Raw genomic sequence first — 14,627 nt, forward strand, 5'->3', positions numbered from 1 at the left:
GCGCTATTTTCTGCGCGGAACCTTTATTGTCTTAGTTCGCAGGCCGCTCTGGGCAGGCTTCGCCCACCACGGTGCCGTCATATGACTTCTCACCGCAGTCGTTAAGCTCATGCCAAATATAGCCGCGCCCGTCGTCGGTCAGCGCCACAATCCGATCGACGCCGTAATGCACGTTTTTGCCGCCGAGGAAGGTCAGCGCGGTGCCAGCCTCAATCTCGGCCCCGATGGCCGGAGCGTCGAAACAATCGAACCAGCCCGGGGCGTTACGCGGATCGGTGTGGTCGGTCATCTCATAGGTCTCGGTCGCCATGGCAAGGCTGATATCATGAGTAAAGCATGCGCGGAACCTGATCGGAGAGCTGTCAGCGTCGATGGCTTGCAGATTGTCTGCGGCGATCTCTTCCGCCTCTTGCGAGGTCAGCGAGACCAGTTCAACCTTGGGCTCGGGCACCTCGTGGTAAAAGCCGTAGATCTGCAAATAATAAAGTGCAGCCCCAGCGATCAGCGCAGATACAAGGATCACGATGCCAACAATCTTGCCGCTCATGCCGCGCTTTCCGCGTCAGGTGTCCAGCCACCTGCACGGGTCTGCACGAAGGCATCGGCGCATTGTTTGGCCAAGGCCCGCACGCGCCCGATATAGGCCTGCCGTTCGGTGACCGAGATCACGCCGCGGGCGTCGAGAAGGTTAAAGATGTGGCTCGCCTTGATGCATTGGTCATAGGCCGGATGCGCCATGACGATGCGTTTCCCGGTCTTGGGGTCCTCGGCGGGCTGCTCAAGGATGAACTGGCAGTGTGCCTCAGCCTCGTTGAACTGATCGAGCAGCACCTCGGTATTGGCAGTGTCAAAGTTCCAGCGTGCGAATTCTTCTTCGGTCTGTTTGAAGACATCGCCATAGGTCAGCGGGATCGGCGCGTTGGGGCTGTTGAAGGGCATGTCCATCACGTGATCGACGCCCAGCACATACATCGCCAAACGCTCCAACCCATAGGTCAACTCGCCCGATACGGGGTGACAGTCGTGACCGCCGACCTGTTGGAAATAGGTGAACTGGCTGACTTCCATCCCGTCGCACCAGACCTCCCAGCCCAGCCCCCACGCGCCCAGCGTCGGGCTTTCCCAATCGTCTTCGACAAAACGGATGTCATGCAGCGCCATGTCGATGCCGATGGCCTCAAGCGAGCCGAGGTACAGTTCTTGCAGGTTGGGCGGGCTCGGTTTGATCAGCACCTGATACTGGTAGTAATGCTGCAAGCGGTTTGGGTTCTCACCATAGCGCCCATCGGTGGGGCGGCGCGAGGGCTGCACATAGGCCGCGGCCCATGGCTGCGTGCCAAGGCTGCGCAGCGTGGTGGCCGGGTGAAAGGTGCCCGCGCCCACTTCCATGTCATAGGGTTGCAGGATCGCGCAGCCCTGCCGCGCCCAATAGCTCTGCAATGCAAGGATGATCTCTTGAAAAGAGCGTGGTTTCTGCGCCGCGTCAGACATGGTGATTGCCCCTTAATGATGCGCGCCTTTCCTACGTCTGCAATCCATGGGGGTCAATCGCAGCTTTGTGAGAAATTCAGCCCCTTTGCCATGGCATTTGCGCCGCTTTCCGGCGTAATCTGGCTCGGATTTGGTTTTACGAGAGTTGAGTGACGATGAAGCGATTTCTTTTTGCCCCCGTGGCGATGTTTTTGGCCCTGAGCCTGTCTTGGGCCGGGCTTGCACGGGCGCAATCGGCAGAGGATGTCGTATGGGTACAGATTGAGGCGCAGCCGTCTTTGGCAGAGGCCACAGATCGGGCGCGGGCCTATGAGACCCTGTTGGATGACGTGAGTGGCTTTTCTTTGGGCGGCGGCTGGTATGGCATCGCCGTTGGCCCCTACCGCCGGGCAGATGCGGAACTGGTGCTGCGCAGCTATGTCCGCGACGGTCTGGTGCCGCGTGACAGCTTCATTCAGCAATCGAACCGCTTTCGCCAGCAGTTCTGGCCCGTGGGTGCCAATGTGCTTGATACCGGTGTGATTGACCCGCCTGCGGGTTTCGAGACTGAAACTGCCGCCCCCGAAACAACACCCGAAGTCACGACAACCCCGCTAGATCCGGCCGCGACAGAGGGCGATAGCACCGCAGGCGAAGAACCTGCTGAAACAATTGCCGCCCCCGCGCCGCCCGAACCGGATGAGACCCCGGCGGAGGCGCGTCGTTCTGAACGGGCCCTCTCTCCGGCAGAGCGCCGTGACTTGCAAGTCGCCTTGCAATGGGCCGGTTTTTACGACGCTGCGATTGATGGCGCATTTGGCCGCGGCACCCGCGCGTCAATGGGGGAATGGCAGTCGGCAAACGGCTACGACCAGACAGGCGTGCTGACCACCCGGCAGCGTGCCGCGCTGATGGCGCAGTACAACGCAGTGCTTGATGGTTTGGGCCTGCAAATGGTGCGTGACGAGAAGGCGGGGATCGAAATTATGATGCCCACGGCCGAGGTTGCCTTTGCCCGTTATGAGCCACCCTTTGCGCATTACGATGCCAGCGGCAATATCGGTGCGCGGGTTCTGTTGATCAGCCAGCCGGGCAACCGCGACACGCTCTATGGTCTTTATGACATCATGCAAACCCTAGAGATCGTGCCGCTGGACGGCCCGCGCGAGCGCAAGCGCGACTCTTTCGAATTGATCGGTGAAAACGGCAGCATCATCAGCCAGACGCAGGTCTCGCTGGAGAATGGTCAGATCAAAGGCTTCACGCTTATCTGGCCCGCCGGTGACGAAGACCGTCGTCGCCGCGTGATTGCCGAGATGTCCAAAAGTCTGACCCGCCTGCCCGCTGTACTGGACGCCGCTGCCGGCAACAACGACGCCCAAGCGATTGATCTGGTCGCGGGTTTGCAGATCCGCCAGCCCAAGATCGCCCGCAGCGGCTTTTTCATTGACAGCAACGGCGCAGTTGTGACCACCAGCGAAGCGGTCGCCTCATGCACCCGTGTGACGCTGGACGCCGATACCGACGCCACAGTTGTCGCCACGGATGACGCCAGCGGCTTTGCGTTGCTCAAGCCCGAAAGCCGTCTGGCCCCTCTGGCCGTGGCGGAATTCAGCAACAGCGCACCGCGCCTGCAATCGGAAATCTCCGTGGCGGGCTACTCCTACGAAGGTGTTCTGAGTGCGGCGACCCTGACCTTTGGCGCATTGTCGGATCTAAAAGGGCTGAACGGCGAAGAAACCCTCAAGCGGCTGGCCGTAAAAGCGCAGCCCGGCGATTCAGGTGGCCCGGTCTTTGACGATAACGGCCATGTGGTTGGCATGTTGCTGCCCCGCACCGATGGCGACCGCAAGCTGCCAGAAGACGTAAGCTTTGCCCTCGACGGTGATGTGATCCTCAAGGCCGCGCAAAACGCAGGGCTGAACAGCAAGATGGCACAAAGCACCGCTGCCCCTATCGCGCCGCGCGACCTGACGCTGCGCGCACAGGGCATGACCGTTCTGGTTAGCTGCTGGGAATAACACCGAAACACGAGGCGGGATGGTCTTTGTCTTGCTCAGTGACCTTAGACGAAGGGCGGCGCCAAGGGTGCCGCCCTTTCGCGTTTCATGCGCGCCAGAATTTTGCAGTGAACATGACGTAGACCGCCATCAGTTCCAACCGTCCGATCCACATGGCGATGATGAGTATCCATTTCGCCGTGTCGTTGAGGCTGCTGAAGTTCCCCGCCGGCCCGATGATAGGCCCCAACCCCGGCCCGATATTTGCCAACGCCGCCGCAGCGCCCGAGACAGAGGTGACGAAATCCAGCCCCGTCAGGCTCAGCGCGACCGAGATCAGCCCCAATGACACCACGAAGAACATGAAAAATGACATGACCGAGCTCAGCACATCGGGCCCAACCGGGCGGCCATCATAGCGCGGGGTAAAGATGCCATGCGGCGACCGGATGCGCCGTAACTGCGCGCGGATGGACGCGAAAAGCAATTGGTAGCGGAAGATCTTAATCGAACAGGTCGTCGACCCCGCACAACCGCCGATCAAGCCAATGAAAAAGAATAGCGCGACCGCAAAACTGCCCCATTGCATATAATCTGCCGAAGCATAGCCGGTGCCCGAGATGATCGAGGTGATGTTAAAGATTGCCTCCCGCAGGATCCGCTCGGAATCGTAGGTTGTGGCGCTGCGCAGGGCAAAAAACACGATCACCACCAGAAAGGTCATCGTCATGAAAAAGCCGCGCACCTGAGGGTCGCGATGCAGCGCCACGGGGTTGCCGTTGATAAGCTGAACGTAGCGCACGAAGGGCAGCGCGGCGAGGATCATGAAAATCGCGGCGACATATTCGGCGGGGCCGGAGAAGGTGCTGAAGGATGCGTCGTAGTTAGAGAAACCACCCGTCGAGACGGTGGTCAGCGCGTGGACCGTGGCGTCAAAGGTGGTCATACCAAGGGCAAGATAGCTTAGCATACAGGCCAGCGTCAGCCACAGGTAGATGACTGAGATCTGCGTCGCAATCTGCCCCGCGCGGGGCAGAATTTTCCCGAAGGTGTCAAAAGACTCAGATTTGAAGATCTGCATACCACCGACCCGCAGTTCGGGCAGGAACACCATGGCGACGACGACGATACCGACGCCGCCCAGCCATTGCAGGATCCCGCGCCAGATCAGCAGCCCCTTGGGCAGGTCTTCCAACCCTGTCAGCACCGTCGCTCCAGTGGTTGTCAAACCTGACATCGCTTCAAACATCGCGTCGGTGACGCTGGCCTCGGTCGCGCCCAGCACAAAGGGCAAAGCCCCGAAGAGCGGCAGCATCAGCCAGACGCCGGTGGTCAGCATGAATGTCTGTTGAATGGTGAGCCCTTCGCGGACTCCATTGGCACTGGCAAGGGCGATCATACCGCCGCCCAGCGTCGTGATCAGTGCGCTCTCGACGAAAACCCACCATTGGCCCCGGCCTTCGGCCAGATCGACCAAGATCGGTATGATCATGGCAAGGCCAAGCACGGCCACCAAAAGGCCCACGACATATCCGACAGGTCGTATATCCAACATGGGCGCAGCGTTGGCTTGGCCGCTCGTCGCTGTCAAGCCGAGACGGGACCGGGGCGCGATTTGGCCCCGGTCCGTGTCGTCTTAGATGTAGTAGAGGTCTTTAAAAACGTGGTGAACGATGTCGTCACGCTTGATGCCCATGGCGGCCAATTCTTCGTCGCTTTTCGCTTGCAGGATTTGGACCTGTTCAAAACGGCGGTGGGCGGTGGAGCCCATCATGATGCCATGGCCGATCCCCGCGAAAAAGCGGCGCAGACCAGCGCCGGCGCGCCGTAGCCCTTCGAGAGGTGAGACGGAGTGGGCGGGATGAGCAGTGCTCTGGTAGGTCATCTGATTGCCTTTGCAATTTCCAGTGTTTCGATGACCGTTAGATAGGCAATGCTGCGCCGCAGCAGAACCGACGTTTTCGCATACCGGCTGGGCGTGGCTTGCAGGGCTTAAGTGCGACTATGCGCTAATATTCAGGCCATGGCGCGGGTTTTACCCCCGAAAAAGCGCGCCATTGCAGATGCAAACAACCCATGGCTGAACAGACCGCTGAGCAAAAGGCGATTAACCAACGTGGAACAGCGTGTTGAACATTTTGGGATCAATACTTTGCGCGGCGAAAGTATCGCCTTGGGTCAGCACACTGATTGCGTCATGGCTGTGCAGGCTTTCTTGATGGCTGGCGACAATGCGAAAATCGCCTACCCGCCCATCGGCCAAAAGCTGTTCACAAAACAGCCGCGCGGCATCCTCAACGAAGATCGGATTGGCGGCGTTGAGTTCGGCGAACGCCTGTTCATCCTCGCGTTTGACCATCACCTGAGTCTCAGTCGGAACAGCGCGGCGGCATATTTCGACCAAGTCTTCGAACCACAAGCAATCTCCTGCGTCGTTGGTCTCGACGGAAATACGCGCGACGGAGCGTTGCGAATGTGGCGTGGCCAACTGCCCCCGCGTCTCCCGTGCATGTTCACTCAACTCCAGCGAACAGGGGCAGGTGCTGGAATAGACGTAGTCGAGATGCACGATCTTCTTGCGCTGCCCGTCTTGTTCGACCAGTTCCAGCGCGATGTCGTAATACTGGTACCCGGTCAGCCCCGATCGCAGACTGCCGATCTTCATGGGGAAAGAAAAGCGCATCTGGATCCGTGCATCCAAGCTTTCTAGGTCGGCCTTATAGTCATCCAATGCCGCTTCGATCACTTCAAAGCTAAAGGTCGCCTCGGCGTGGCGGTAAAAGCTGCGCATGATGCGGGACATGTTAATGCCCTTCTTCTCCGCGTCGAGCGAGACCGAGCCGATGACGGAGGTTTCAAGGCGCAAATCCCCACCTTCACGGCTGCGGTAACGGATCGGCAGGCGAAAGTTCGAGATGCCGACATGCTGGATCAACTGCTGCGCGCCGCGGATCAGGCTGGAGGGGCCGTTTTGCAGATCCGGCAGGCTGGCGCGGTAATTGTCGCCTGCGGTGAAATCTTCGGGATAGGCGCGGCTGAGGGCGGGATATTCGGCGGGGGCCAGCATCCGCGCCATGGCCGGGTCAAGAGCTGCGATCTCTGCCGGGGTGGCCGTATCGGCCCAAGCGCGCAGGGTGGCGAGCGCAGCCTCCGCCGCGCTTCGATCCGGTGTTTCGGACATCTCAGTCACGATGTTCATTGCGCGGCCCTCCGGTCTGTCATCCTCAATGTATGATGCGCGGGGCAAAAATGCCACCGCGCCTGCGACACATCAGGTCAGGCTTGCGCCGCCGCGTCCAACGCTTGCAGCAGATCGGCCTTGAGATCGCCGGTATATTCCAGCCCCACGCTGATGCGAACCAGCCCCGGCGTGATGCCCAAAAGGTCTTTGGTTTCCTGCGGCAAACGCTGGTGCGTCGTGGTGGCCGGGTGGGTTACGATGGTCTTCGCATCGCCGAGGTTGTTAGAGATCACCCCAACCTGCAATGCATTCAGGAAAGCGAAGGCCGCCGCCTTGCCGCCCTTGAGGTCAATGGACAGCACCGTGCCCCCTGCCCCCATCTGCTGCATCGCAAGCGCGTTTTGCGGATGGGCGGAGAGGCCGGGGTAAAGCACCCGCGCCAGTGCCGCGTGGCCTTCCAGCGCTTCTGCTAATTCCTGCGCACTGGCCGCCTGCGCCCGTACCCGCAGGTCGATGGTTTCCAACCCCTTGAGCATGATCCACGCTGTAAAAGGGCTCATCGAGCCGCCGGTGTGCTTCATGTAAGGCTCAAGCGTGCCGCGGATGAAATCGCGGCTGCCCAGCACCACACCGCCAAGCGCGCGGCCCTGCCCATCGATATGTTTGGTCGCCGAATAGACCACCACATCCGCCCCCTGCGAGATCGCGCGGGAGAACACCGGCGTGGCAAACACGTTATCGACCACCACCAGCGCGCCCTTGGCATGGGCCAGTTTGGCGACGGCTTCGATGTCGATCACCTCAAGCGTGGGGTTGGCGACGGATTCAAAGAACACCGCGCGGGTGTCCTCGCGGATCGCGGCCTCCCACGCGCCTAGATCGCTGCCGTCGACGAAAGTGACCTCCACCCCGTAGCGGCCAAGGATTTCTTCGAGCACATATATACAGGAGCCGAAAAGCGCCCGGGCCGACACCACATGATCGCCCGCCTTCAGCATCGAGATCAGCGCACCCGACACCGCCGCCATGCCGCTGGCCGTGGCAAAGGCATCTTCGGCCCCTTCCAAGGTGGCGATGCGGTCTTCGAACATCGCGACCGTCGGGTTGCCATAGCGGGCATAGATGAACTCATCCGGGCCAGTTTCCTCAAACCGGGCTTCGGCCTGTTCGGCACTGTCATAGACGAACCCTTGGGTGAGGTAGATCGCCTCGCTCACCTCGCCATATTGGCTGCGGCGGGTGCCTGCGTGGATCGCTTGAGTGCGCGCGTGACGGTCGTTGCTCATGTACCTCATCCTTCCGGCCCGACCTTGCGGGCATAAAAAAAACCCCAGACGCGGCCAAGCGAAAGGGGGTCTTTCATCCTGACCTTTTAGCGGCATGTTTAACGTGGCCCACAATCCGGTAACAAATCGCCACGCGGGGTGGATTACGCCGCGCGACGCTGCAGGTCAACAGTTTCGCGCGGGCATGGTTTAAATTCGGATCAGCTTTGGTCTTTCTTCTCGCCGTAGGCTTCGAACAACTTGCCCTGCGCCATGAAGAAAACGAAAATCGCCGCCGTCAGGCCGAAGGTTTTGAAATAGACCCACGTGTCGGTCGAGAAGAACCGCCAGATCAATTCATTCGCCAGCGCCAGACCAAAGAAGAAAAACATCAGCCGCTTGGTCAGCAGCATCCAGCCCTCGTCACGCAGGGGCATCATCTCTTCCATGACGTATTTGAGATAAGATTGCCCGCGCAGCAGGCCGACCGCCAAAAGACCGCCGAAAAGCACATAGATCAGCGTCGGCTTCATCTTGAAGAAGCGGTCGTCGTTCAGCCAGACCGACAGCCCGCCAAAGATCACCACCAGCACCACGGTGGCGACCTGCATCCGGCTGAGCTTGCCCGTCAGCGCCCAGAGCGCACCGGTCGACAGGACCAGCAAGGGCACGAACATCGCGGTAACAACGATGAAGCCGTCATATTCGGTCCCGCCGAGGGTGTAGGTATTATCCTTGAGCCACAAATAGGCGACGAGGAAGGCCAGCACCGGCCCGTATTCCAAGCCTGCACGCAGCATTGGGTTGATCTCTCTTGGTTCTGACATGCTTGTTCCTTCAGCCGCCCATTTCAACAATCACCGCCCCGGCCGCGATCAGCGCCATCAGCGCGATCCGGCGCGGGCCGACGGTTTCTTTCAGCACCAGCAAGCCGATCAGCGCGGCAAAGACTGTCGATGTCTCGCGCAGCACTGCCGCCTCGCCCACCTTATCAAGCCGCGTGGCCAACATGACCGACCCAAAGCTCGCAAAAGCGATCAACCCGCCGATCACGCCGCGCAGCATCAGCGGCGCGACCTCGGGCGGGTTCTCCATCCGGTGCCAGCGCCGCCATGCAATCACCGGCATCACCAGCCCGTCGATCATGAAAAACCATGCGAGGAAGGTGAACGGGTCCGCAGTGGCTCGGATGCCGTATGCGTCATATGTGGTGTAAAGCGCCACGAACAAGCCCGTCAGTACCGCCAGCCCGAGCGCCGCGTGCAGCGTATCTCGCGCGGCGACCAGATTGCGCAGGTTATAGAGGGCAAGGCCGAAGATACCGCTCAAGAGCACCGCTACACCCAGCCACTGCACCGCGTTGAACCGCTCGCCAAAGATCAGATAGGCCCCCACCACGGCAAACAGCGGCCCCGTGCCACGCACCACCGGGTAGACCACCGTATAGGCGCCCTTGGTATAGGCCCAGGCTTGCAACAGCTTGTAGATCACATGGATCACGAAAGCGCCGAGGAAGATCACCCACATATGCGGCTCGGGCCATGGCACGACGAAGAGCGCAAAGGGCGCGGCCATCACGCCATAGGAGACATCAATCGCCCCGCGCGTCAGCCACGGGTCATGCCGCCCCTTTTGCAACGCGCCAAAGACCGCATGCAAAAAGGCCGCCGAAAGCGCCAACCAGAGCGCCGCAGTATGCCCCGCGGGCGTGCCTTCGATCGACAGGATCCATTCGGTCATTGCGGAACCACCACAGCGACGAGAGGTTTATTCCTCAAAGCCCTAGCCACAAACGGAATTTCCATGCTCGAAAGCCTGCTTGATGACCTGACCAATAGTTTCTCTGCCGTACCGGTCACCGTCGCCGCGGCGCGGCTGCTGATGGCCGCGTTTCTTGCAGGTGTCGTGGGGTATGAGCGCGAGCGGCGGGACAAGCCCGCGGGGCTGCGCACCCATATCATGGTGGCCATCGCCGCTTGTCTGTTCATCATCATCGGGCAGGAGTTGGGCAGTCTGGAGTTCGGCAAAGGCGACCAGATGCGCTTTGATCCGCTGCGTTTGATCGAAGCGGTCACGGCGGGCGTCGCCTTCCTTGCCGCGGGGATCATTTTCACCTCCAACGGCGAAGTGCGCAACATCACCACCGGCGCGTCGATGTGGTTGGCGGGGGCCATTGGTCTGTCCTGCGGCGCGGGGCAAATCCTGCTGGCCTGCCTCACGGCGGGGATCGTCGTTGCCGTGCTTACCGTGTTGCGCCAAATCGAAAAACTGCTTGGCACCCATGATTGAACCGGGCCGCCGACCGCAGCGGCCAAGAGTGCGTTAGGCATCCGTGCCCACCAAAGCAGCGGCAAATTCATCCGGGTCGAAGGGCGACAGATCATCAATCTGCTCCCCCAGGCCCACGGCATGGATCGGCAGGCCGAAACGATCCGCCAGCGCCACCAGAACGCCCCCCTTGGCGGTGCCATCCAACTTGGTCATAACCAGACCGCTGACGTCGGAAATCTCTTGAAAAACCTTCACTTGGTTCAGTGCGTTTTGCCCGGTCGTCGCGTCCAGCACCAATAGGGTGTTATGCGGCGCGGTCTCGTCCTTCTTACGGATGACGCGCACGATCTTGGCCAATTCCTCCATCAGGTCGCCCCGGTTTTGCAAACGGCCTGCGGTGTCGATCAGCAACAGATCAGCGCCTTCCTCCTGCGCGCGGCCCATGGCGTCGAAGGCAAGGCTGGCCGGGTCGCTGCCCTGCGCTGCGGTCAAAACCGGCACGCCTGCGCGTTCGCCCCAGACCTGCAATTGCTCCACCGCAGCAGCGCGGAAGGTGTCGCCAGCGGCGATTACGACCTTCTTGCCCGCCGCGCGGAATTGTGATGCCAGTTTGCCGATGGTTGTCGTCTTGCCAGAGCCGTTCACGCCGACCACCAGCACCACCTGCGGGGTCTTGGAATAGATCGGCAAGGGCCGCGCCACAGGCTCCATGATGCGGCTGACTTCGCTGGCGAGCAGTTGTTTGATCTCCGCCACCGAGAGTTTCTTGCCAAAGCGCCCTTCGGCCATATTGGCCGTGACCCGCAGCGCGGTGTCGACGCCCATGTCAGCACTGATCAGCAGTTCTTCGAGCTGTTCGAGCATCTCATCGTCCAGCGCGCGGCGCACCACAGGCTGCGCCGTGCTGCGGCCCATCAAACGGCCCAGAAGGCCTGGCTTCGCAGGAGCGGCCTCTGCTTCGTCAAGCGCAGGGGCGACCGGGGTCATGGCTTGGCGCAGGTCCACGGCGGGCGGCACTTCATCGGGGGCCGGAGCGGGTTCGGGATCGACCGCTGGCGGCACCTGCTCGGGTTCGGGCGCGGGCTCCGGATCTGCGGGCTCAGGTGGTACCGCTGGCGCAGGCTGAGGGGTGGGCTCGGGAATGGTGGCGGGCGCGGGCGTCGGCTCTGGCATCGGCGCGGGCGTCGGTTCTGGCATCGGCGCGGGTTCGGGGGTTTCCTCCTCCTGCTCGGCCGCCAGCATCGGGCCGCTGTCCTCCTGCCCGTCGGGCATCACATCAGAGGCCGCGCCGGGCTGGTCCATCACCGCATCCACGGGGGCCGCTTCGGCCTCTGTTTCGCCGCCATCGCTGACAATCGCCTCTAGCCCCTCGTCGATCTTGGACGAGGATTTGAACAAGCGGTCCTTGAGCTTCGTGAAGAAGGCCATCGGCGTCTCCCATGCAGTTTCGTCTTGATCTATAGGCTTGCCCGCGCAGATGGAAGGGCGCCTAGGGCAGATCAAGGCTACCGGGAGCTGCTGCAGTTAGATTTCGTCAGGAAAATGCTTCATCACCAGCCGGATCGGGTTCGGTGCCGCCTGCCCCAGCCCGCAGATCGAGGCATCGACCATCGCGGTCGACAACTCCTCCAATAACCCTTGATCCCAGCGTTCCTCCTGCATCAGCTTGACCGCCTTTTCGCAGCCCACCCGGCAGGGCGTACATTGTCCACAGCTTTCATCCTCAAAGAACCGCAGCATGTTGAGCGCGGCCGCGCGGGCACTGTCATGTTCCGAAAGAACAACCACCGCCGCCGAGCCAATAAACGACCCATGCGGTTGCAGCGTGTCGAAATCGAGCGGCACGTCATCCATCGAAGCAGGCAGCAGGCCAGAGGACGGCCCTCCCGGCTGGTACGCCTTCAGCACATGCCCCTCGGCCATGCCGCCTGCCGCCGCGATGATATCGGTGATGGTCGACCCCGCAGGCAGCAGATACATCCCCGGATGCGCCACGCGGCCCGAAACGGAATAGCTGCGGAGCCCCTTGCGGCCATTCTTTTCGGTCGCGTTCAGCACCTGTGACCCTTCGCGGCAGATGCGGGCGATCCAATGCAGGGTTTCCACGTTATGCACCAATGTCGGATGGCCAAAGACTCCGACCTGCGCCACATAGGGCGGGCGGTGACGCGGCAGGCCGCGCTTGCCTTCGATGCTTTCGATCATCGCGCTTTCTTCGCCGCAGATATAGGCGCCCGCGCCGCGGCGCAGATCGACATAGCCGGGCGCGATGAGGCCCGCACCTTCCAGAGCCGCGATCTCTCGGCGCAGGATTTCCAGCACCGCCGGGTATTCATCGCGCATGTAGAGGAAGACTTTTTCCGCCTCGACCGCCCATGCGGCGATCAACATGCCCTCAAGGAAAAGATGTGGTGTGCGCTCAAGATACCAGCGGTCCTTAAAGGTGCCCGGTTCGCCTTCGTCTCCATTGACTGCCAGATAGCGCGGCCCCGGATTGGCGCGCACAAAGCCCCATTTCTTGCCCGAGGGGAAGCCCGCCCCGCCGAGCCCGCGCAGCCCGGCCTCTAGCAGTTGTTCTTGCACCGCTTCCCAATCGCCGCCAGCACGCAGGTTCAACAGTGCCTCGTAACCGCCTGAACTCGCGTAAGCTTGATAAGCCTCATTGTCCGGCAGCCGGGCGTGCGTTTCCTGCCCCTTGATCGCCGCTTGCACCTTTTCCGGCGTTGCATGGTCGATATGATTGTGGCCCAGTTCCAACACCGGCGCGGTGTCGCAGCGCCCCATGCAGGGCGCGCGCAGCACGCGGACCTCTGCGGGGTCCAGCCCCTCTTCCAGCGCCGATTTCAACGCCTGCGCCCCGGCCAGTTCGCAAGACAGCGAATCGCAGACACGGATGGTTAGCGCGGGCGGTGGGGTCTCGCCCTCTTTCACCACGTCGAAATGCGCGTAGAAACTGGCGACCTCATAGACCTCGGCCATCGACAGGCGCATCTCTTCGGCCAAGGCGCGCAGATGTGCGGCAGAGAGGTGGCCAAAGCGGTCTTGGATCAAATGCAGAAACTCGATCAGCAGGTCGCGGGCGCGCGGGCGGTCGCCCATCAGCGTGCGGACCTCCTCCCACGCCGCGTCCTGCAGCTGCCGCCCCTTGGGGTGATGCCGCCCCTTGCCCTTGCCGGATTTCCAAACGCCCTTTCGCGGCGCCCCCGCCGCTGCCTTGCCGTGATCGTCCAGCGCCATGTCGCTCCCCCCGCCTTGCTTTCCGCCTTGGTAACAAATCCACAGGCGGCCCGGCGATCAAAAAGCGACAATCGCGCGGGTGTTTGCGTTGTGCGCAGACCCTGCGGCGGGCAGAATGAGGGGGCCGAGCCCATTGGCGCGGCGTCGCAGGGGAAAACGCATGCTGTGGTATGTGATCGCAAGTCTGACACCGGCGGTGCTGATCGCCGCCGCCGCCCTCTTGGGCGGGGTCTGGCCCGTGCTGGCGCTGTTTTCGATCACGGTGCATGTGGCCTTCATGGACCGCTTGGGCCGCGCGGTGAGTCTTTCCGACCGCTCCGGTCGTGCCTTGACGCTGACCTTGGCCACCGCGCATTTCCTGCTGCTGCCGCTCGGGGTCTGGGCGATTGGCGGCGCGCCGCATCTTGAGGGGCTGGACCGCGTTCTGATCTTTGCCGCCCTCGGTCTGTTTCTAGGCCAGATCAGCAATTCCAACGCGCATGAGTTGATCCATGCCAGCCGCCGCCTGCCCCGGCGGATCGGCACGGCGGTCTATATCTCGTTGCTCCACGGGCATCACGTCTCGGCCCATCTGCGGGTGCATCATCCCGCCGCCGCCACCCCCGCCGATCCCAATTCCGCGCCCAAAGGCATGGGGTTTTGGCGGTTTCTTCTGAGCGCAAGTTGGGGCGAGTTTTGCGCCGGGTGGCAGGCCGACAACGCGCAGCGGGCGCGCAAGACGGGGGCGAAGGGGCTGCACCCCTATGCAATCTACCTAAGCGGTGCCGCAGTGGCCCTGCTCACCGCGCTGCTTTTGAGCGACATTTCCGGGCTGTTCGCCTATCTTGGCCTTGCCGCCTATGCTCAGATGCAACTGCTGCTGTCGGACTATGTGCAGCATTATGGCTTGCGGCGGCAGCAACGCCCCGATGGCCGGTTCGAGCCGATCGGCCCGCAACACAGCTGGAACGCCCCGAAATGGTATTCCGCGGCCATGATGCTGAACGCGCCGCGCCATTCGGACCACCACATGCGCCCCGCCCGTGCTTTTCCGGCGCTGGAGGTGACCGATGAGATGCCGAAACTGCCCTATTCCCTGCCCATCATGGCGGTGATTGCCCTTGTGCCACCGATCTGGCGTCGGGTGATGGACCGCCGTGTGGCGCGGTGGCGCAGCGGCTGATCCCACTGGCGCGGGGCGCGGGCTTCTGGCAGGCTGTTGGG

General features: G+C 61.8%; 13 protein-coding genes and 1 riboswitch. Of the genes, 3 read left to right on the forward strand and 10 right to left on the reverse strand.

Going from position 1 to position 14,627, the window contains the following annotated elements:
• Positions 1-31: 31 nt before the first annotated feature.
• Together BM229_RS05705 and BM229_RS05710 are read right to left on the reverse strand one after the other, a co-directional pair.
• Positions 32-547 (reverse strand): DUF6446 family protein, encoded by a 516-nt coding sequence (locus BM229_RS05705; RefSeq protein WP_093926665.1) that lies wholly within the window; start codon positions 545-547, stop codon positions 32-34.
• Positions 544-1,491 (reverse strand): glycine--tRNA ligase subunit alpha, encoded by a 948-nt coding sequence (locus BM229_RS05710; RefSeq protein ID WP_093926666.1) that lies wholly within the window; start codon positions 1,489-1,491, stop codon positions 544-546. Before BM229_RS05710 ends, BM229_RS05705 begins: the two co-directional genes overlap by 4 nt.
• Positions 1,492-1,646: 155 nt before the next feature.
• Here BM229_RS05710 and BM229_RS05715 point away from each other — a divergent pair, with 155 nt between their 5' ends.
• Positions 1,647-3,491 carry a serine protease gene (locus BM229_RS05715; protein WP_093926667.1) on the forward strand — a complete coding sequence of 615 codons (1,845 nt, stop codon included), beginning with the start codon at positions 1,647-1,649 and terminating at the stop codon, positions 3,489-3,491.
• Positions 3,492-3,576: 85 nt separating this feature from the next.
• On the opposite strand, the gene BM229_RS05720 is transcribed toward BM229_RS05715, so the two are convergent.
• The 6 genes from BM229_RS05720 to BM229_RS05745 form a co-directional block, all read right to left on the reverse strand.
• Positions 3,577-5,025 carry a TrkH family potassium uptake protein gene (locus BM229_RS05720; RefSeq protein WP_093926668.1) on the reverse strand — a complete coding sequence of 483 codons (1,449 nt, stop codon included), beginning with the start codon at positions 5,023-5,025 and terminating at the stop codon, positions 3,577-3,579.
• A gap of 81 nt (positions 5,026-5,106) precedes the next feature.
• Positions 5,107-5,355, reverse strand: coding sequence for a hypothetical protein (locus BM229_RS05725; RefSeq protein ID WP_093926669.1), 249 nt, complete (start codon positions 5,353-5,355; stop codon positions 5,107-5,109).
• Between the two features lie 222 nt (positions 5,356-5,577).
• Entirely contained in the window at positions 5,578-6,669 is a 1,092-nt protein-coding gene (gene folE2, locus BM229_RS05730) for a GTP cyclohydrolase FolE2 (protein ID WP_093926670.1), read from the reverse strand.
• 77 nt (positions 6,670-6,746) lie between these two features.
• Positions 6,747-7,937 carry an O-succinylhomoserine sulfhydrylase gene (metZ, locus tag BM229_RS05735; RefSeq protein ID WP_093926671.1) on the reverse strand — a complete coding sequence of 397 codons (1,191 nt, stop codon included), beginning with the start codon at positions 7,935-7,937 and terminating at the stop codon, positions 6,747-6,749.
• A gap of 66 nt (positions 7,938-8,003) precedes the next feature.
• A riboswitch (SAM riboswitch) is annotated at positions 8,004-8,080 on the reverse strand.
• 57 nt (positions 8,081-8,137) lie between these two features.
• On the reverse strand, positions 8,138-8,743 hold the full coding sequence (locus BM229_RS05740) for an inner membrane-spanning protein YciB (protein WP_093926672.1): 606 nt from the start codon (positions 8,741-8,743) through the stop codon (positions 8,138-8,140).
• Between the two features lie 10 nt (positions 8,744-8,753).
• On the reverse strand, positions 8,754-9,656 hold the full coding sequence (locus BM229_RS05745; RefSeq protein WP_093926673.1) for a DMT family transporter: 903 nt from the start codon (positions 9,654-9,656) through the stop codon (positions 8,754-8,756).
• A gap of 63 nt (positions 9,657-9,719) precedes the next feature.
• Between BM229_RS05745 and BM229_RS05750 the strand changes: the two genes are divergently transcribed.
• Complete coding sequence (locus BM229_RS05750; RefSeq protein ID WP_093926674.1) at positions 9,720-10,205, forward strand: MgtC/SapB family protein; 486 nt, start codon at positions 9,720-9,722, stop codon at positions 10,203-10,205.
• Between the two features lie 33 nt (positions 10,206-10,238).
• Here the strand turns inward: BM229_RS05750 and ftsY are convergent, their stop codons facing one another.
• Together ftsY and BM229_RS05760 are read right to left on the reverse strand one after the other, a co-directional pair.
• Entirely contained in the window at positions 10,239-11,615 is a 1,377-nt protein-coding gene (ftsY, locus tag BM229_RS05755; protein ID WP_093926675.1) for a signal recognition particle-docking protein FtsY, read from the reverse strand.
• A 96-nt stretch (positions 11,616-11,711) separates the two neighbouring features.
• Complete coding sequence (locus BM229_RS05760; RefSeq protein WP_093926676.1) at positions 11,712-13,424, reverse strand: NAD(P)H-dependent oxidoreductase subunit E; 1,713 nt, start codon at positions 13,422-13,424, stop codon at positions 11,712-11,714.
• A 160-nt stretch (positions 13,425-13,584) separates the two neighbouring features.
• Here BM229_RS05760 and BM229_RS05765 point away from each other — a divergent pair, with 160 nt between their 5' ends.
• Positions 13,585-14,586, forward strand: coding sequence for an alkane 1-monooxygenase (locus BM229_RS05765; protein ID WP_093926677.1), 1,002 nt, complete (start codon positions 13,585-13,587; stop codon positions 14,584-14,586).
• Positions 14,587-14,627: the final 41 nt, after the last annotated feature.

It is taken from the genome of Sulfitobacter dubius (assembly GCF_900113435.1).
Taxonomy (GTDB): Bacteria; Pseudomonadota; Alphaproteobacteria; order Rhodobacterales; family Rhodobacteraceae; genus Sulfitobacter; species Sulfitobacter dubius.